The sequence below is a fragment of the Listeria ivanovii subsp. ivanovii genome (genome assembly GCF_900187025.1).
Lineage (GTDB): Bacteria > Bacillota > Bacilli > Lactobacillales > Listeriaceae > Listeria > Listeria ivanovii.
On the sequence record NZ_LT906478.1, the window covers coordinates 32,376 to 52,491 of the forward strand.

Here is a 20,116-nt window from a genome sequence, read left to right on the forward strand (position 1 = left end):
GTTATTCTTTGTTAGAAAGCGCTATCAACAAACGTTTTGGTTTGGTAACGTTACCAAAAATGAGGTGGAAGAATTGAGCATAAAAGAATCTGTCATTGGAATTGATTTAGGTGGCACTAAAATTTTAATTGGTGAAGTAACGACAGCTGGAGAGGTGCTGAAGTCCAAAAGCTATCCAAGCAACACAGAAAACCAAACAAAAGCATTGGAAACTTTACTTTTGGCGCTAGATGATTATACGCAAACGATTGGTTTTGTGGCTGATAAACAAATTGGAGTAGGTGTTGGTCTTGTAGGGCGAGTGGATCACAAAGCGGGAATTTGGCTCGAAATCGAACCTGGCAAAACAAATCCAACACCCCTCGCGGAAATCCTTGCCGCCAAAATAGGGCTTGATGTAACTATTGGGAATGATGTGGTATGTGCAACGATGGCTGAGAAGCACTTAGGCTGGGGACAAGAAACGAATGATTTCATCTACTTGAATGTCGGCACAGGGCTTGCAGCAGGTTTTGTAGTTGATGGTCAAATCATTGAAGGTGGACATTTCAATGCTGGTGAGATCGGTCATACTGTTGTGGATATTCATAACGATGTGCTTTGTGGTTGCGGCCGAACAGGATGTGTGGAACGACTGGCTTCTGGTTTAGGCATTAAAGAAGAAGTGAGTCGAAATATAGTAGCGTATCCAAGTTCTATATTAGTTGAAAATCAGGAGGAGTTAACTGGAAAAATGGTTCTCCAAGCAGCGGAGCAACAAGATGAACTTGCAGTGAAAATCATTGATAATGCAACGCTTCAATTAGCTAATCTAATCATGAATTTAGTCCGGACTACTGATCCAGAATGTGTGATTCTTGGTGGAGGCGTGACACAAAACGAGCAATTTTTTCAAAAAATAAAAGCGAATCTTCAAAGCAATACTATTCGTTTTGTCACTAAGGGTGTTGTTCGTTCTAAGCTGGAAAAGGATAAAGTTGGCCTAATTGGTGCCGCAGTTATTGGAATGAAACTAGGAAATGAAGGAGTGAAAGCATGAAACCAAGCATGGAACGACAAATTGCACAAACTGGTATTATTCATCGACCGCTTCCTATCGAAACAAAGCATGCACTAGAAACCATTGCCCAAAAAAAGCAGGTTTTAACGGATAAAATTTTATTCAGTGCCAAACAAAGTGTCTCTTTGGAGTTTACGCATCAAGGCCCGGGAGAATATACCATTTCAAAACAAGGTGAAATTAGACTTACTTCACCAGTAGTAATGCCGCACTGGCCTGTTGGTGCACCGGATGATGGAGACTACACTAATTTTGGTAACGTTCTCATATCTGCGCCCCTTGAAAATGAAGATTGGAACGACTTTAATCGCGTTCGAATTCAAGTTTTCCCCAATTTTCCTGGTGTAACCAATCCGTATTTAATGATTAGCTTTAAAAACGATGGGACAGTCAAAGTGCCTGATATATATGGGCGTGAAGGGGTACATGGGGTTAATTTAATCAATCATGAGTGGAATGACGTTATTTTTGAAGTAGAAGGTTTACCAAGAGATAAAATGACGGAAATTAGTTTTAGCTATTATTTAAATGGACCAGAACGTTTGACTGCTGGGACGATGGAATTATTGATTAATGAAATTAAATTAGAGAAGATTGCTAATCCAGAAATTTCTAAAGGCTGGATACCGCAAAATAAAGCGCTTATATATTCACACAATGGTTACTCAAAAGAAATGCCCAAAATAGCGTTTTGCACGAATAACGTAGAAGCGGCAACTTTCACTATTCATGAAAAAAAGGCAGATAAACTTGTTTTTACTGGAAAAAGTTATCAAAAAGCTACAGAAACAGGGAATTTTGTGATTTTAGATTTTTCCGAGTTGCAAACGGTAGGCGAATATTATTTAAAATTCGCAAATAGACAAACCGATGCTTTTCAAATTGGTGAGTCACAAGTAATTTGGGAATCTTCTATCTGGAAATCGCTTAACTTTATTTTTTGCGAACGTTGTGGTTGTCCAGTTTTTGGAAAACACACTACTTGCCATGCCGATATTATCGCTGAACATAATGGGAAACAGCTTTCCTTTAACGGTGGTTGGCATGATGCGGGTGACGTATCTCAACAGTTGATTCAAACTGCAGAAGTCACAATGGCTTTATACGAAGTGGCAGGAAGTCTATCTGAAAAGGACGAACAGCTACGGATGCGCCTTTTAGAAGAAGGTGAATGGGGACTTGATTTTCTTTTAAAAACCCGATTTGGTGATGGATACAGAGCTACTAGTGCAGGAATGACGAGGTGGACAGATGGACTTGTTGGTGGCATGGATGATGCGATTGCTAGGGTGCATAATCAAGCTTACGAAAATTTCTACTGTGCAGGTATTGAAGCATTCATTGGCGGACAGGTAAATGATAACCCAGCAATGCAAAACCATTTGCGAAAAATTGCTGAAGAAGATTTATTATTTGCGATGGCAGAATTACAAAAACACGGCACAGGTCAAAAACCGATTTTCTGGGAGCATACTTACCAAACATCGGAAAGTTTATACTATGCGACTGCTTCATGGGCGGCTTCGATGGTCTATCAGTTGACGAAAAAAGAAGAATACGCTGAAAAAGCGGCTGAGTGGTTAGCGTTAATGCTTGAAGCGCAAGAGAAAACAGGCATTCTTGATAGTGAAACAAATGAACGATATAACGGTTTCTTCTATCGAGATAAGAGTCATAAAGTCATTCAACATTTCAATCATCAAGCGCGGGAACACCTTTATTTATTAGCAATTGAAGCAGCGGTCGAAACACAACCTGCACACAAGGCATACAAGGAGTGGCTACAAGCGGTAGAGATGTACGGCGATTATTTGAAAAAAGCAACTCGTTTTACTAAACCATATTCACTAATTCCAGCAGGTCTTTATAAAAAAGACGAGTATTTGGATGAAGCAAGTTTTCATTTACAACATCTGCTTATTGATGAAAGGGCGATAGAAGAATACAAATTGCAATTTGAGCAAGGTATCCAACTAAACGAAGAGATTTCGCTACGGAAGTTTCCAATTTGGTTTTCATTTAGAGGCAATAATGCGATTTTACTTTCAGCAGGAAAAGCAGCTTCTGTTGCTGGGAAAATTTTGCAAGATAAAACACTTCTTGAGATTGCAGAAGGACAGTTGCAGTGGGTGATCGGAATGAATCCGTTTGGACAGTCAATGATGCACGGTGAGGGTTATCGTTATGCACAGCAATATAGCGTTTTAAATGGAGAAATTACTGGCGAAATACCAGTTGGGATGGAAACTTTTAGAAATGAAGATGAACCTTACTGGCCAGAATTTAATAATGCAACTTACAAGGAAGTTTGGGTTGGTAATGCAGGGAAATGGATGTCGATTGTAGCAGATTTAAACAAAATAACAGAGAAATCTTAGGAGGACAAAAAAATGAGTTCAGAGAGAAGTTTATCTAGTAGATTTATTGAAGGATTATCTATTTTTGCTCAAAAAATCTCGTCGCAAAAACATATCATGGCAATTCGTGATGGATTTGCAGCGATGATACCAATCACGATTATTGCCGCGTTTTTCTTATTAGTGAATAATGTTTTGCTTCAACCGGAAAACGGCTTGCTTAAATTTATTCCAAATGTGGAAAATTATCTAGGTGTGGGGATCCAAGTTTATAACTCGACTCTTGGTATTATGGCAATTTTAGCAGCCTTTTTGATTGGTAACTTTTTAGCTAAATCATATGGTATGGAAGGGCGTACAGAGGGAGCGATTGCAGTTGCGGCATATGTTGTGCTAATTCCCGCTACTTCTCACTTAATGTCGGTTGATGGTAAAGGTTTTGAAGTTGGTGGCGTGTTATCCCAAGAAATGACAAGTTCCACAGGGATGTTCCTTGCAATTATTGCTTCATTGGTTAGTATCACGATGCTGGCTAAATTCTCGAAAAGTAAAAGGCTGAAAATCTCCATGCCTGAAAGTGTTCCACCAGCTATTGCGAAGTCTTTTAATATATTAATTCCAGCTTTCTTAGTTTTAAGTATTTTAGCTATTGTCGAAGTACTTGTCGTTAGTTTCGTATCTATGAGTATTCCAGAAATTATTGTGAAAGTTCTTCAAATTCCTTTAGTTGGTGGGTTCCAAACTCTACCAGGAATTCTATTGTATGTATTTTTAGCAGGATTTTTATGGGTATTTGGTATCCACGGTGCATTTGTTTTAGGTGCTATTTCTGGACCAGTCCTTTTAACTTCTTTGCAACAAAATATTGATGCGGTCAATGCGCATGTAGCTATGCCAAATATTGTTACACAACCATTTTTAGATGCGTTTGTATACATGGGTGGTGGCGGAACAATCATTTGCTTAGTTATCGCGATTTTCATTGCCTCCAAACGACCGGATCATCGAATGGTAACGAAATTTGGTTTGATTCCGAGTATTTTTAACGTAAGTGAGCCATTAATGTTTGGTTTGCCAGTAGTGTTTAACCCGATTTATGGTATCCCGCTAGTGATTGCACCGCTTGCTTCTACCGCGATGGCGTATTTTGCGACTTCATGGGGTTGGATTAGCCAAACATACATTTTAATTCCTTGGGTAACTCCGCCAGTACTATCAGGTTATCTAGCAACAGGTGGCGATATCCGCGCTTCGATCTTACAAATTGCGATTATTGCAGTAGGAACATTGATTTACCTACCATTCGTACTTGTAGCCAATCGCGCTTATGTGTTGGAGCAAAAAGCTGCAGGTAAAGTAGAAACTGAAGCAGTAACGAATGGAGAAGTTTAAAATGAAACCGACAATGATGACCTATATCAATGAAGAAGAAGCAATGTGCAAGTCGATTTTAGCTAATTTTGAAGGAAATGCGGAAAAACTAGAATCATTAGTAAGTAAGGGCGCAAAAGAATGGCTAATTTTGGGGACTGGTTCTAGTATAAATGCAGCCCAAAGCGCAAAATATTATATTGAAAACTTAGCGGATGTACGGATAACCATTCAAGAACCGTTCAATCATTTATACTATGAAAAATTACCGACGCAGCTCGATTTAGTGCTTGGAATTTCTCAAAGTGGTCAAAGCACCTCAACGATTGCGGCACTTGAACGAGTAAAGAAAGAAGCATCTGTTCCAGTTGTTGCGTTAACGAGTGATGTAGCCAGTGAAATCGCTGAGTTTGCGGATATAACACTTGATATTGGCTCAGGAAAAGAACGTGTAGGCTACGTAACAAAAGGATTTACCGCAACAGTACTAACTTTGATGCTGACAGGTCTTCACTTTGCTTATAAAACAGGTGAAATTGATCAGGAACGTTTCAACCAGGAACTGACCGTCTTTAACCAAGCAATTAAGGCAATACCTGAAACAATTTCGCAAACAGAAAGCTTTTTTGAAAAGTGGCAAGCGGAATTCGCAGTTGCGCCAAAATTCACAGCAATTGGCTATGGACCAACTGTTGGGACATGCAAAGAGTTTGAAACAAAATTTTCCGAAACCGTTCGCGTTCCTTCACAAGGACTTGATTTAGAAGCATTCATGCACGGTCCTTATTTAGAAGTGAATCCAGAACACCGTATCTTCTTTTTGGAGACCAAAAGTGCAGTGACAGAAAGACTTGTAGCATTACGAAATTATGAATCGAAATACACACCTTATACGTATACGATTCAATTTGGAACAGCGAAGAACGAACGCACACTTGGCATTCCTGCTGAGTTAAATGAATATCAGGCACCGTTTCTAATGATTATTCCTTTCCAAATTTTAGCGCATCATATTGCGGAGTTAAAAGGGAATCGATTAACAGAGCGAATCTACACGGATTTTGGTGTAGCAATGAAAAGTAAAACTAAACCAGGTGACTATGCATAATAGTCGCATGCAGGCTGGAGGAGACCCTTAATATCAGGGTTTTCTCCAGTCTTCTTTTTTGCCCCTGTCACATGTTACGCATAATGTAACGAGTTACAGGGTGATTCCGTCTGTTCTTAAAACTTGAAAACGTATTCAAAAATAAACTTATTTGTACTATGATGAGCATGTGGCAAGGAATTACTCGAGTATGCCCCAGAAAATGTATAGAAAATAAACTGTTGAGGTGACAAAAATGAACAAAAAAAGAGACTTTATCGATACGAAAGATTTTTCTAAAGAAGAAATACTATTTATGATAGAAATTGGTCGTAAAATGAAAGAATCTATTAAAAATGGTCATTATCCACAACTTTTAAAACATAAAACACTAGGGATGATTTTTGAACAATCATCGACAAGGACCCGTGTATCTTTTGAAACAGCGATGACCCAGCTTGGCGGGCACGCTCAGTACTTAGCGCCAGGACAAATTCAACTTGGCGGACATGAATCAGTAGGAGATACTGCGAAAGTTCTTTCCAGATTGGTAGATATATTGATGGCACGTGTAGAACGGCATCAAACTGTGGTGGAACTTGCGAATACTGCAGCGATTCCAGTAATCAACGGGATGAGTGATTACAACCATCCAACACAAGAACTTGGTGACGCGATTACCATGTTTGAACATCTTCCAGCAGGCAAAAAAATCGAGGACTGCAAAATCGTTTTTGTTGGTGATGCTACACAAGTTTGTGCATCGACCATGTTTATGGCAACCAAATTAGGTATGGATTTTGTGCAATTTGGGCCTAAAGGATTCCAATTAAGAGAAGAACATTTGAAAATCGCGGAAGAAAATTGCAAAGTGTCTGGCGGAAGTTATTTAATTACAGAAGATGCAGATATTGCTCTAAAAGATGCGGACTTTATTTATACAGATGTATGGTACGGACTTTATGAAGCGGAACTTTCTGAAGAAGAAAGATTGAAAACTTTCTACCCTAAATACCAAGTGAATAAAGAGCTAATTAGTAAAGCAGCCCCGCATGTGAAATTTATGCACTGCTTGCCAGCTACTCGTGGTGAAGAAGTGACAGATGAAGTTCTGGATGCGCCTTATTCTGTTGTCATTGATGAAGCAGAAAATAGACTGACTGCGATGAGAGCATTACTTGTATACTTCATGAATCCATATGTGAAGGAAGCTGGTATTGCGGTAGCAGAAAAATATGATGCAGAACTGGAACTATTACTTAGAAATGGCGCTGGCTTATAAGATACCAAAATAAGGAGGAGAAGAAAGTCCTAGTAACTTTCTTCCCCCCACTTAAAAAGAGGAGTGGGCATTTTGGAAAAAAAGAAATTCAGATTATTTGATGCGGTTCTTATGGCTGTGTGCGTTGTCTTGGTTGTAGAATCAGCCGCACCTGCAGCAGCGATTGGATCATCTCAGTTTTTCTGGTGGATTGCACTCTTAATATTATTTTTCTTACCATATGGGCTTGTTTCGGCGGAGCTTGGGACAACCTATGATGATGAGGGTGGAATTTATGATTGGGTGAAACGTGCATTTGGACGAAAATGGGGTGCCCGGGTTGCTTGGCTTTACTGGATTAATTACCCCATTTGGATGGCAAGTTTAGCGGTATTATTTGTGGAAGTAATTACTCAAATCTTTCCAATCTCATTTGGGACACCTGTTTCGATATTGATTCAGCTCGTTTTTGTTTGGATAGTCGTTATTATTAGTTGCTACCCAGTGAGTGATAGTAAGTGGATACTCAATATCGCTGCATTTTGTAAAGTAGCGATTATGTTGTCTTTGGGTGTTCTTGGAATTTATTTTGCGATTACAAAAGGGCTGGCAAATGACTTTTCTGGAAAAGCATTACTCCCTACTTTTGATTTAGAAAGTTTATCTTTTATTTCCGTTATTTTATTTAACTTCTTAGGTTTTGAAGTTGTTACGACGCTTGCAAGTGATATGGAAAATCCGAAAAAACAAATTCCGCAAGCAATCATTTACGGCGGGATTTTGATAGCTTTCTTCTATTTACTAGCAGCATTCGGAATGGGGGCAGCAATTCCGACTTCTGAACTTTCTACATCAGGTGGCTTAATAGATAGCTTCATTATGCTGATTGGTGGAGTTAATCCGTTTGTGATTATTATTGGGATTATGTTTATGTATACATTGGTTGCAAACTTAGTATCATGGGCACTCGGAGTGAACTATGTTGCTATGTATGCATCGAAAAACAAAGATTTACCAGCTGTTTTTGGGAAAACAAATCCGAAAAATGATATGCCAACGGGTACTAGTATTTTAAACGGTGTTGTAGCTTCCGTGTTAATTGTTGCGGCACCATTTATTCCAAACGAAAATATCTTCTGGGCATTTTTCGCACTGAATGTTGTTGCTTTACTAGGTTCATATATCTTGATGTTCCCAGCTTTCTTGAAATTACGCAAGATTGATCCAAATCGCGAACGTCCATTTAAAGTTCCCGGTGGAAAAATTTTACTTTACTTAATGACATTTGTACCAATGATTTTACTTATTATTACGTTAATTTTCTCGGCGGTTCCTTTAAATGGGTCTAGTGCAGAATTGAATGAAAAAATACCAATCTTGATAGGAACAGTTGTAGCAGTTATTGTTGGTGAAGTTTGTATTTGGCAGGCGGGTAAAAGAATCGATAAAGGAGAGATAAAAAAATGACAACGATTGATAGTTCATCCAAAAAAGATGGTTTCAGAATGCCAGGTGAATTTGAAAAGCATACGGGTTGCTATATTATTTGGCCAGAACGACCTGACAATTGGCGTTTAGGTGCCAAACCAGCCCAAAAAGCATTTGTGGATGTAGCGACAGCCATCTCTAAATTTGAACCAGTCACGGTGGTTGCAAGTTCTAGTCAATATGTGAACGCTAGGTATATGATTCCAGATGAAATTCGTGTAGTAGAGATGGATAATGATGATGCTTGGGTACGCGACTGTGGTCCGACTTTTGTCATCAATGATTCTGGTGATGTTCGTGGTGTGGATTGGTCCTTTAATTCGTGGGGAGGTTTAGTGGATGGCTTATATTTTCCGTGGGATAAAGATGACCAAGTTGCTCAAAAAATATGTGAACTTGAACGAAAAGATCGTTATCGTTTAGCGGACTTTGTACTCGAAGGTGGTTCGATTCATGTTGATGGTGAAGGGACACTGGTTACAACCGAAGAATGCTTATTATCAGAAGGTCGTAATCCTCAACTATCGAAAAAACAAATTGAAATGGTACTAAAAGAATATTTAAACTTAGAAAAAATTATTTGGCTAAAAAGAGGTATTTATTTAGATGAAACAAACGGACATGTAGATAATATTTTTAATTATGTTCGCCCGGGTGTTGTTGCACTTGCATGGACGGATGATGAATCTGATCCGCAATATGAAATCTCCAAAGAATGTTTCGATATATTATCGAATGAAACAGACGCAAAAGGACGCAAACTAGAAGTCCATAAAATTCATGTACCAAAACCAATTTTAATTACGGACGAAGAAAGTAAGGGAGTTGATGCGGTAGAAGGGACATTACCGCGCGAAGAAGGAGATCGCTTGGCTGCTAGTTATATTAACTACTACACTGCGAACGGTGGCGTTGTTTTCCCGTTATTCGGTGATCCAAATGATGAATTAGCACGTGAAAAACTACAACAGCTTTATCCAGATCGTGAAGTTGTTGGTGTTAAGGCGAGAGAAATTTTACTTGGCGGCGGAAATATTCACTGCATTACCCAACAAGTGCCAAGAGGATAAGGAGAGAGCATGATGAAGCGAAAAATAGTCGTGGCACTAGGTGGAAATGCAATTCTTTCAAGTGATGCCAGCTCAAAAGCACAACAAAAAGCCTTGGAGGAAACCGCGGAATATTTAGTTCAATTTATTGAAAACGGGGATGACTTAATTATTTCGCATGGGAATGGTCCTCAAGTGGGTAATTTGATGTTGCAACAACATGCTGGTGCGTCAGAAAAAAACCCGGCAATGCCACTTGATACTTGTGTAGCAATGACGCAAGGAAGTATCGGGTATTGGATGCAAAATGCACTTGATAAAGCTTTCTTAAAACATGGCATTGATAAAGTAGCCGTTTCTTTAATTACGCAAGTTGTAGTTGATAAGAATGACGCCGCTTTTGAAAATCCAACCAAACCAATTGGACCATTTTTAAGTAAAGCAGAGGCTGAAAAAGAAATGGCGGAAACAGGTGCCATCTTTCTGGAAGATGCTGGTCGTGGTTACCGCAAAGTTGTACCTTCGCCGCGCCCGCTTAGTATTAAAGAGTACAAAGTTATTAAGCAACTCGTAGATAGTGGAGTCGTAACAATCTCTGCTGGTGGCGGTGGCGTTTCGGTGGTAGAAGAGGGACTGGATTTAATGGGAGTTGAAACGGTCATTGATAAAGACTTTGCGTCTGAAAAATTGGCTGAGTTAATCGGTGCGGATTTGTTGGTCATTTTAACTGGTGTAGAGAATGTTTATATCAATTACAATCAGCCGACTCAGAAAAAACTCGAAAAAGTAACGGTTTCAGAATTAGAAAAATATATAGATGAAAACCAATTTGCCGCGGGAAGTATGTTGCCGAAAATCGAGGCAGCTACAGCGTTTGTTAAAGAAAGACCAGATGCTAAGGCTATCATTACTTCGCTTGAAAATATTGGCGCAATGCTCGAACATGAAGCGGGGACGGTAATTGTTGCAGGGTGAGTAAAATAGAGACGAAAATCCGGGTAATTTTTACTCGGTTTTTGTCTTGTAAAGCATTATTTCATGTATAATATGGTTAAGATGTTTTAGGAGGAGAATAAGGATGGGACAACGGAATGGGTTGCCGATAGAGGATGGTTTTAGAATGCCGGGAGAATACGAACCTCATGTTGGATGTTTCATGATTTGGCCAGAACGACCTGATAATTGGCGACTTGGGGGGAAACCAGCGCAACAAAATTATAAAGATGTAGCAATCGCAATTTCGAAATATGAGCCAGTCACAATGTTTGTATCAGGTAATCAATACAAAAATGCCCGCAACGAGCTGCCAGATGCTATTCGTGTCATTGAAATGAGCAATGACGATGCCTGGATACGCGATTATGGTCCGAGTTTTTTAATTAATGATAAAGGCGCTATGCGAGGTGTAAACTGGGGATTTAACGCATGGGGAGGCCTTCTTGATGGACTCTATTTCCCGTGGGATAAAGATGATCAAATGGCAAAAAAAATATGTGATTTAGAACGAATTGATTATTATTCACCAGAAAACTTTATTCTAGAAGGTTGCTCTCTTCATGTAGACGGCGAGGGAACACTTGTAACAACGGAGGAATGTCTTTTATCAGAAGGGCGAAATCCGAAATTAACCAAAGCTGAAATTGAAGCAACTTTGAAAAAATACTTTAATGTAGAAAAGGTTATCTGGCTAAAACATGGCTTTTACTTAGATGAAACGAATGGACATGTTGATAATATTTTTAATTTTGTTACACCAGGAGAGGTTGTGCTATCATGGACTGACAACAAAAGTGATCCACAATACATAATTTCCCGAGAATGCTATGAAATTTTGGCTAATGAAACAGATGCTAAAGGAAGGAAAATCAAAATTCATCAATTGCATTGTCCAGATCCAGTATTAATTACACAAGTGGAAAGCGAAGGGGTAGAAGCAATTAATGGAACGTTTCCAAGGCAAGCAGGAGACAGGCTAGCCGCTAGTTATGTGAATTATTACACAGCGAATGGCGCAATCATCTTCCCGCTATTTGATGACCCGAAAGATAAAGATGCTTCGGAATTACTTGGAAAATTATACCCAGACAGAGAAATTATTGGGATTAAGGCACGTGAGATTTTGTTAGGCGGCGGAAATATTCACTGTATCACACAACATATCCCTGATAAAACCGCAATGCGTGGATAAAAAGGAGACCTGAAAGTATGGACTTTTTCGAAATTTCCAGCAAGACTGTAGCTTCTCTTACTCGAAATGAACGAATTTTGTTTGATTACGTAGTGAAAAATATGAATCTAATTAAAAACCAAAGCATTCGTGAGGTTTCTGCGGAATGCTTTGTTTCAACTACCACTTTTTTACGCTTTGTACGAAAATTAGGTTTTACTGGATATAGCGAGTTTACAACGGTTCTCAAATTCACTTTACTAGGAAATACCGAATTAAAACCATCCCCGTTTGTTGTGGAGCAGTCCGATTACCGGGAAGAATATTTAAAAAACATTATTGAATCGGTCCGAGTTCTAGAACCAAGTAAAATCAAACAAATCACGAAAAAATTAGCAAATAAGCCAAGAATTTATATTTTTGCCAAAGGATTAAGCAAACATGCAGCAAAATATATCAAATATCTTTATACGATGAGCGGCTTTTTAGTGGAATTTCCAGAAGACTATCAGTACCGGCAAGCTGTCCTCCCCCATATTAGTAGCGATGATTTAGTTTTTATCCTTACATACGGCGGACACGATATTGAATTAATACAAACCGCCCAAAAATTAAAAAATCGTAGTTTGACACCAATGTTAATTTCTATCACAGGTGCAGATAATAATATTATTCAAAATATGAGTGACATCAATCTATATATTTTCACCGATGAAATTGAAATGAACAATTTGGACATTACTTCGCGAATTTCAACCATTGCTATCATGGAACTCATTTTGTATCAGTTTATGGAAGATGAAACTAGCGCCAAATAATTTTTAAAAGTGAAGAAATACGTCACAAGTCTGATACAAGAATAGTTAACTTGTGGTAAAATAAACTTTGACTTTAAAAAAGAAGAGGAAGTGAGTGCCTGGTGGATTTTATTACCTATATAATTGATTTTATTTTGCACATTGACGAACATTTAGTGGAGATTATAAATAATTTTGGAATTTGGACTTACATCATCTTATTTTTGATTGTATTTATAGAAACTGGACTAGTAGTATTTCCGTTTTTACCAGGGGATTCATTACTTTTCGCTGCAGGAGCTTTATCTGTTTTAGATGGTTCGATTTTACATATAGTTCCATTATTAATAACGCTTTGGTTAGCTGCGGTTCTTGGAGATACAGTAAACTATCACATTGGTAAGAAAATCGGAACATCGATACCGGAAGATAGTTGGTTTGGAAAATTAATTAATAAAGAAAAAATGGAAAAAGCAGAGGCATTCTTCAATAAACATGGTGGTAAAACTATTTTTATTGCTAGATTCATGCCGTTTATCCGTACTTTTGCACCGTTTGTTGCGGGAGCAAGTCGGATGAATTATCGCTATTTCTTAAATTATAATATTTTAGGAGCAACTGTATGGGTGCTGCTTTGTACATTAGCTGGCTACTTCTTTGGGAATTTCCCGATTGTTAAAGATAATTTTTCGTTAGTAGTTATCGGAATTATCGTTGTATCAGTTATTCCTATGGTTGTATCATTCATTAAAAGTAAAATGGACAAGAAAAGCGCGGAGTAATTCCCGTGTTTTTTTTATTTCCCGGGAAATGCACCGAGTAAATAATTTGTTTTTGGGGTAAGTGGATAGAAAGAGGTGATGGAAGTGGAAAATATATTAAACATTACATCCGAAATCGGCCGACTTAAGACAGTCCTCGTAAAAAGGCCAGGGTCTGAGCTAGAAAATATCACACCAGAATACTTACAATCATTATTGTTTGACGATATTCCTTATTTAAAAATGATGCAAAAAGAGCATGATTATTTTGTGAAAACAATGCAAGACTCACAAGTCGAAGTTCTATATTTAGAAAAACTAGCTGCTGAAGCGTTACGAGAATCTGGAAACAAAGAAGCATTTCTTACAAAAATGATTCGAGAGTCTAATCAAATGGATGCGAGTGCACTTTATGTTCGAGATTATTTAATGTCTTTTGACGAAGATGAGATGATTAATAAACTAATGTCAGGACTGAAAAAATCAGAAATCCCTGAACAGAAAAAGAAACATCTAAATGAAATGATGGAAAAACAATATCCATTTTTCTTAGATCCGCTTCCGAATTTATATTTTACACGAGATCCTGCTGCAGTGATTGGAAACGGGGTGACTATCAATAAAATGTTCCAGCCAGCTAGACGAAGAGAATCGATGTTTATGGAACTGATTTTGCAGCATCATCCGAGATTTAACAAACAAGAAATTTCGATTTGGATCAATAGAGCGGCGCAGTTTCCGTTGGAGGGTGGCGATGAATTAATCCTTAATGAGGAAACAATTCTTATCGGAGTATCCGAACGGACTGATGCACGTGCAGTGGAGCAACTTGCGGAAAATTTATTCAGTCGAGGAGCGAAAATCAAGCGTGTGCTAGCTGTTGAAATTCCTGAAACAAGATCATTTATGCATTTGGATACCGTTTTCACAATGGTGAATTTTGACCAATTTACCATTCACCCAGCCATTCAAAATAAGCAAGGTGAACTCAATGTCTATATTTTGGAAAAAAGCGATAATGGTCTTGAAATCACACCGCGTAAAGACTTTCAACGTGTTATTGCTGAAGTTCTACAAGTGCCAGAAGTCGATTTTATTCCTTGTGGGGGCGAAGACGTTATCGTATCAGCAAGAGAACAATGGAATGATGGTGCTAATACGCTTGCCATTGCCCCGGGCGAAGTGGTTACATATGATAGAAATCAAGTATCGAATGATCTCTTAAGAAGTGCAGGAATTAAAGTCCATGAAGTAATTAGCTCTGAACTTTCCAGAGGTCGTGGCGGTCCTAGATGTATGACAATGCCACTAGTTCGAGAAAATTTATAAGCAGACTCGAAAATATAGAATTATCAACCAAAATACAATTTTCGTAAAAACTATTGTCGCTCATTTTGAGGTATGTTATAGTGTTTTCAAACCAGAAAAATTTGAGAAATATCTTGCTGGTTAGTTAGTGCTATGATATAATATTTTATTGTGAGTAATTATAAATTATTCCTTGCTCGCTCTTGATTTGAAGGCTTGCTAAAGGCAGTCGGAATTTCGAGGATATGGTGTGTTTTTCACATTTATCAGAGCCGCTTAAGACCACAAGGAGGTGTAGAGTAGATGGCTAGAAAGTACGAAATTATGTACATTATTCGCCCTAATATTGAAGAAGATGAGAAAAAAGCTGTTGTTGAACGCTTTGACGGAATCTTAACTGAAAATGGCGCGGAGATCATCGAATCAAAAGAATGGGGTAAACGTCGATTAGCATATGAAATCAATGACTATCGTGACGGTTTTTACCACATCGTGAAATTAAATGCTGATAAAGCAGATTCTATCAACGAATTTGACCGTTTAGCAAAAATTTCTGATGATATCGTTCGTCACATGGTAATTAAAGAAGAAGCTTAAGAATTTATGCAAGGTTTGAGACCTTGATTTACTAAACGAGAGGAGGTTGGTTTTGCATGATGAATCGTGTTGTACTCGTAGGACGCTTAACTAAAGATCCTGAATTACGTTATACTCCAGCTGGCGTGGCTGTTGCGACTTTTACATTAGCTGTAAATCGTACATTCACTAACCAACAAGGAGAACGAGAAGCTGACTTTATTAATTGTGTTGTTTGGCGTAAACCGGCAGAAAACGTTGCTAATTTCCTGAAGAAGGGAAGCATGGCAGGTGTTGATGGCCGCGTTCAAACTCGTAATTACGAGGGAAACGATGGTAAACGTGTTTATGTGACAGAAATTGTGGCTGAGAGTGTTCAATTCCTTGAACCGCGTAATTCTAATGGCGGTGGCGGAAATAACTATCAAGGTGGCAATACTAATAACAACAGCAATTATAATAATGGTGGAAATAACTTCGGACAAGCACCTACTAATAACGGTGGATTCGCACAGGACCAGCAACAATCTCAAAATCAAAATTATCAATCCACTAACAATGATCCTTTTGCAAGTGATGGTAAGCCAATCGACATTTCTGATGACGATTTGCCATTCTAATTCATTTTAGCGGTTTGAACTTTAAGATAGGAGGAATTTTCAATGGCTGGAGGACGCAGAGGCGGACGCCGTCGGAAAAAAGTATGTTACTTTACTTCCAATGGTATTACGCATATCGACTATAAAGATGTAGAACTTCTTAAAAAATTCGTTTCCGAACGTGGTAAAATTTTACCGCGTCGTGTAACTGGAACAAGCGCTAAATATCAACGTAAACTTACTGTTGCTATTAAACGCTCACGCCAAATGGCTTTACTACCATTTGTTGCTGAAGAAAAATAAGTTAATTTTAACAGCCTAGAACATGTTTCTAGGCTGTTTTTCTATAAAAGTAGACCTAAAGACAAATAAACTTAAGACCTAAGAATGACGTTTGTGACAAAAGTTCATGGTATTCTTTTTATAGAAGTTAAAAAAACATACAGGGGGCAACAAATATGTATAAAAAATTAGCAGCAGTAGGGATGACGGTATTATTAGTAGGGGCTTTGTCAGCATGTAGTTTTAATGATGATAAGGATACATCCTCAAATAATGGCAGCGAAAAAACTAATAAGAGCAGCAGTAACGACAGTAGTTCAGCAGATAGCTTACAAAAGAAAAGCTTTGATATGAGCTATGAAGATGCAATAAACGCATTTAAAGAGAAACATAGTGATGCGGAAATTTCTAGCGTGGAATTAGAGAAAAACCTAGGGAAATATGTATACACAGTGGATGGTATTTCAGACGATAATGAATATGAAATGAAATTCAATGCTGAAACAAAAGAACAGATGAGTGATGAAACAGATCGTCTTGACGCAGAAGATGCTGGTGGAGTTGAAAAAGCAAACGAAAAACTTGATTTAGATGGTATTAAAACGCCACAAGAAGCAATGGACAAAGCAGTTAGCGAACAAGCTGGCGATGTAACAAGCTGGACTATTGAAAGAGAATTAGATACAACTTATTATGAAGTAACAGTGAAACAAGATAACAATAAATACGAAATCAAATTAAACGCAAAAACATTAGAAGTTCTTCAAACAGAACAAGACGACTAAAATATGGAAGCGGTCTGTGATTATTCTTTCGCAGGCTGCTTTTTTTATAAAAAATGTCACTAGAATTATATGTGAATATAGGAATTTAATACTCGGACTCATGCCTTTATACTCATTTGAAATTTCTGAATTATATCCAAAAAAGTGCTGATTTTGCTCTTTTTTGGTCGTTCATGACAAGAATCGGACATTTCATTACATTTTTGGTTATTATAGGTAAATTCGTTGTAGACTATTAGTGGAGGTGAATTAGTTGAGTAATTTTACTGCAAAAGTCCCTTTGTCAGAACGGATGGCAGATGTTTTGATTTCAAAAGATCGCTGGAAAGATGACGAAGAAGGTTATTTAAAAGTAAAATATGGGCTGGAAATAATAATAATTAATGTCATGAAGTTTGCAATCGTATACGGTTTGGCTCTAGTAACAGGGGTTTTACTGCAAACAATGACAGTGCATTTGTCATATTTATGGCTTAGAAGGTATTCATTTGGACTGCACGCAACCAAAACATTGAATTGTACATTAATGAGCTTAGCAATGTTTGTGCTTACACCATTAGTCTTTCAAAACGTACTTTCTAATAATTGGATTGTTTTAGGCGCATTTGGTTTTATACTACTCAACATATACTTTTTCGCTCCGGCAGATACAGAGAATTTGCCATTAATCGGTGAAGAACACCGGAAAAACTTAAAAAGAAAAGCGATGATAGGGACGCTGATTTTGACGGGAATAGCGTTACTTGTACCATTCGCAGAGATGAAAACATTAATCATGATAGGCTCTTTGTTTCAGGTAATTAGTATTAATCCAATAACTTACAAACTATTAAAAAGGAGGTATCGGAACTATGAAAAATATGAATAAAACAGTTGGTAAATTCCTTTCTAAAAAGTTAGAAGAACAATCCATGAAAGTTGCGGATTCTTCTATGAGTAAAGCATGCTTCATGTTTGTATACGAACCAAAAAGTCCATTCGTAAAAATGCAAGAAAAAAACGAAAATAAATAAAATTAAAACTGTATAACATCAAAATCCATGCTAAAATAAAAAGAAGACACACTACATATTTAAACATAAGATATTTTAGATAGTGGAGGACCAATATGTTTAGTATTTTGATGGCAATTATACAGATGACGGGTATTTTTCTAGCTATACAGATTTTAACAAACAAAGTATTTTCAATTAAAGAGGGATTGGTTACCGTGGCAATTGCTATGCTAGCCTTTCCTTTATTTACATTAGTTCAATACTGGTCGATGATTTTTGTGTTGATAGTTTTTGTAAGTGCACTGTATTGGAAAAATAAAAGCATTGTAGCTTCAGCATCAATCACACTCGCTGTCATCATTTTGCTTACTATTAGCGATTCGATAGTAGGTTTTGTTTTAGTACCCGGTTTGAATTTTAAGTACGATGACATATTTAATGAATTAGTACCAACATTAATATATTGCGTGGGGATGCTTGCGAACTTATTGGTGTTTTCGTTTGTTTTAAGAAAATTACTTGGTAAGATCAACATTGCAAGATTTGTGGAACATAGAAAATATGCATATATTATTTTATCTATTGTTACACTTACGGTATTGGCTTTTTATATGAATATATACGCTGGCTCGCTTGCCGGATATAATAGCACCATTTTGAAAACAAATACATTAATTTTTACAGGATATACTATTTTACTAATTGTTATTGTGCTGGTTGTTATTAAAACAGCGACCAATGAACTAAAAGTACAAAATCAGAAAGAACAGCTCGAACAGTTGCAGGATTATGTTACTACCCTAGAATCCTTGCATAGAGAAATGAGAGTTTTTCGTCATGATTATGTCAATATTCTTTCGACACTTGTAGGATATATTGATAATAATGATATGCCAGGTTTGAAGTTTTACTTTGAAAATAATATTATACCTATAAATAAAACAATTGAGTCAAATAACTATAAGATTTCATTACTTCAAAACATTCACGTTATTGAACTTAAAGGACTTTTAGCGGTTAAATTGATTCGAGCGCAAGAATTGAAAATTGATGCGATTTTAGAAGTAGTTGAACCTATCGATAAAATTGCGATGGATAGCATTGATTTGTGTAAAGCTGTAGGAATTCTATTAGATAATGCGGTTGATGCAGCGTTAACTTGTGAAAATCCAGTTATCCGGATTGCCTTTGTGAAAAAAGACGACAGCATACTAATTGTGTTTGCGAATAGCTTACCAATGAATATGCCACCAATTTATAAAATATTTGAAGAAGGGTTCTCCACGAAAGGGGAAGGTCGTGGATTGGGTCTTGCTAGTTTACGTGAAATTATGCAAAAGTACTCGCATGTTGCCTTAGATACAAGAGTAACAAATAGAGAAGTTATTCAAGAATTAGAAATTATGTAGAGGAATGGGGATGATTTTATGCTACCGGTTTTTATTTGTGAAGATAACAGAATGCAACGGGAAAGGCTAACAAAATATATTGAAGACTATATTATGGTCGAACATTTTGACATGAAGTTGGCGCTTTCGACAGGGAATCCGTATGAGTTAGTGTCGCGAATGCCTAGGCACCAAGGGATGGGGCTATATTTCTTAGATATTGATTTAGGACAGCCAGATATGAATGGCTTTGAACTCGCACAAGAAATCCGAAAATTTGATCCTCGTGGTTTCATCATTTTTATCACAACCCATGCAGAGCTTAGTTATATGACATTCACGTATAAAGTGGAAGCGCTCGATTATATAATAAAAGACGATATTGATACATTGCATGAACGAGTTTTGGCTTGTATGAAGCAAGCAGAAGAGCGGATTTCGAACGACCAAGATATGCAGAAATATTTTACATTTAAAGTTTCCGACAAGAAGATTATTCATGAACTATTAGATGATATTTTATTTTTCGAGACAGCACCTACGATTCATAAAGTAATTTTACATGGCAAAAACCGCCAAGTAGAGTTTTACGGAAAGTTAAAAAGTATTGAGAAAATGTTAGACGAGTCGTTTTATCGATGCCATCGCTCTTATATTGTCAATAAGAAGAATATCCATGAGCTTGATGCAATAAAAGGCGTTGTAAAAATGTCTAACGGAGAAAGTTGTTACGCGTCATCTAAGTTGATTAAGAGCTTAAGTTTATAAAAGTGGCCTTTTGGGTC

The 20,116-nt window shown here is 37.4% G+C and carries 19 protein-coding genes and 1 pseudogene; all 20 read left to right on the plus strand.

The genetic code is table 11. From position 1 onward, the window contains the following. Positions 1-73 precede the first annotated feature (73 nt). The 20 genes and pseudogenes from CKV67_RS00150 to CKV67_RS00245 all read left to right on the plus strand — a co-directional run bounded on the left by CKV67_RS00150 (position 74) and on the right by CKV67_RS00245 (position 20,099). Positions 74-1,039, plus strand: a complete 966-nt coding sequence (locus CKV67_RS00150; RefSeq protein WP_014091605.1) for an ROK family protein — start codon at positions 74-76, stop codon at positions 1,037-1,039. Next, a complete protein-coding gene (locus tag CKV67_RS00155) occupies positions 1,036-3,438 on the plus strand; it encodes a glycoside hydrolase family 9 protein (protein ID WP_025279677.1) in 2,403 nt (800 codons plus the stop codon). Before CKV67_RS00150 ends, CKV67_RS00155 begins: the two co-directional genes overlap by 4 nt. Positions 3,439-3,450: 12 nt before the next feature. Beyond that, positions 3,451-4,809: a PTS sugar transporter subunit IIC gene (locus CKV67_RS00160; RefSeq protein ID WP_014091607.1), complete on the plus strand. Its 1,359-nt coding sequence runs from the start codon at positions 3,451-3,453 to the stop codon at positions 4,807-4,809. A gap of 1 nt (position 4,810) precedes the next feature. After that, the gene (locus CKV67_RS00165; RefSeq protein WP_014091608.1) at positions 4,811-5,896 is read left to right on the plus strand and encodes a glutamine--fructose-6-phosphate aminotransferase; all 1,086 of its coding nucleotides are present in this window, start codon (positions 4,811-4,813) and stop codon (positions 5,894-5,896) included. A gap of 235 nt (positions 5,897-6,131) precedes the next feature. Further along, a complete protein-coding gene (gene ptcA / locus CKV67_RS00170; RefSeq protein WP_014091609.1) occupies positions 6,132-7,157 on the plus strand; it encodes a putrescine carbamoyltransferase in 1,026 nt (341 codons plus the stop codon). A 69-nt stretch (positions 7,158-7,226) separates the two neighbouring features. After that, positions 7,227-8,613: pseudogene (locus CKV67_RS00175) on the plus strand (APC family permease). Continuing rightward, on the plus strand, positions 8,600-9,694 hold the full coding sequence (gene aguA / locus CKV67_RS00180; protein WP_025279680.1) for an agmatine deiminase: 1,095 nt from the start codon (positions 8,600-8,602) through the stop codon (positions 9,692-9,694). Before CKV67_RS00175 ends, aguA (CKV67_RS00180) begins: the two are co-directional and overlap by 14 nt. A 12-nt stretch (positions 9,695-9,706) precedes the next feature. Then, complete coding sequence (gene arcC, locus CKV67_RS00185; protein ID WP_014091612.1) at positions 9,707-10,648, plus strand: carbamate kinase; 942 nt, start codon at positions 9,707-9,709, stop codon at positions 10,646-10,648. Positions 10,649-10,751: 103 nt separating this feature from the next. Then, on the plus strand, positions 10,752-11,861 hold the full coding sequence (gene aguA / locus CKV67_RS00190) for an agmatine deiminase (RefSeq protein ID WP_014091613.1): 1,110 nt from the start codon (positions 10,752-10,754) through the stop codon (positions 11,859-11,861). Positions 11,862-11,878: 17 nt separating this feature from the next. Next, positions 11,879-12,658 carry a MurR/RpiR family transcriptional regulator gene (locus tag CKV67_RS00195; protein ID WP_025279681.1) on the plus strand — a complete coding sequence of 260 codons (780 nt, stop codon included), beginning with the start codon at positions 11,879-11,881 and terminating at the stop codon, positions 12,656-12,658. A 101-nt stretch (positions 12,659-12,759) separates the two neighbouring features. Then, complete coding sequence (locus tag CKV67_RS00200; protein ID WP_014091615.1) at positions 12,760-13,419, plus strand: DedA family protein; 660 nt, start codon at positions 12,760-12,762, stop codon at positions 13,417-13,419. A gap of 78 nt (positions 13,420-13,497) precedes the next feature. After that, the gene (arcA, locus tag CKV67_RS00205; protein WP_095075134.1) at positions 13,498-14,727 is read left to right on the plus strand and encodes an arginine deiminase; all 1,230 of its coding nucleotides are present in this window, start codon (positions 13,498-13,500) and stop codon (positions 14,725-14,727) included. A gap of 282 nt (positions 14,728-15,009) precedes the next feature. Then, positions 15,010-15,303 carry a 30S ribosomal protein S6 gene (gene rpsF, locus CKV67_RS00210; RefSeq protein ID WP_003718123.1) on the plus strand — a complete coding sequence of 98 codons (294 nt, stop codon included), beginning with the start codon at positions 15,010-15,012 and terminating at the stop codon, positions 15,301-15,303. A gap of 56 nt (positions 15,304-15,359) precedes the next feature. Continuing rightward, positions 15,360-15,902 carry a single-stranded DNA-binding protein gene (gene ssb / locus CKV67_RS00215; RefSeq protein WP_014091617.1) on the plus strand — a complete coding sequence of 181 codons (543 nt, stop codon included), beginning with the start codon at positions 15,360-15,362 and terminating at the stop codon, positions 15,900-15,902. Between the two features lie 42 nt (positions 15,903-15,944). Continuing rightward, the gene (rpsR, locus tag CKV67_RS00220) at positions 15,945-16,184 is read left to right on the plus strand and encodes a 30S ribosomal protein S18 (RefSeq protein ID WP_003721669.1); all 240 of its coding nucleotides are present in this window, start codon (positions 15,945-15,947) and stop codon (positions 16,182-16,184) included. Between the two features lie 155 nt (positions 16,185-16,339). Then, positions 16,340-16,948 carry a PepSY domain-containing protein gene (locus tag CKV67_RS00225; RefSeq protein ID WP_014091618.1) on the plus strand — a complete coding sequence of 203 codons (609 nt, stop codon included), beginning with the start codon at positions 16,340-16,342 and terminating at the stop codon, positions 16,946-16,948. Positions 16,949-17,201: 253 nt separating this feature from the next. Beyond that, positions 17,202-17,816, plus strand: coding sequence for an accessory gene regulator ArgB-like protein (locus CKV67_RS00230; RefSeq protein ID WP_014091619.1), 615 nt, complete (start codon positions 17,202-17,204; stop codon positions 17,814-17,816). Beyond that, positions 17,800-17,961, plus strand: coding sequence for a cyclic lactone autoinducer peptide (locus tag CKV67_RS00235; protein ID WP_003718129.1), 162 nt, complete (start codon positions 17,800-17,802; stop codon positions 17,959-17,961). The genes CKV67_RS00230 and CKV67_RS00235 overlap by 17 nt, the downstream gene beginning before the upstream one ends. A gap of 95 nt (positions 17,962-18,056) precedes the next feature. Further along, on the plus strand, positions 18,057-19,352 hold the full coding sequence (locus tag CKV67_RS00240) for a sensor histidine kinase (protein ID WP_014091620.1): 1,296 nt from the start codon (positions 18,057-18,059) through the stop codon (positions 19,350-19,352). 18 nt (positions 19,353-19,370) lie between these two features. Beyond that, positions 19,371-20,099, plus strand: a complete 729-nt coding sequence (locus CKV67_RS00245; RefSeq protein ID WP_014091621.1) for a LytR/AlgR family response regulator transcription factor — start codon at positions 19,371-19,373, stop codon at positions 20,097-20,099. The last annotated feature ends 17 nt before the right edge of the window (positions 20,100-20,116 follow it).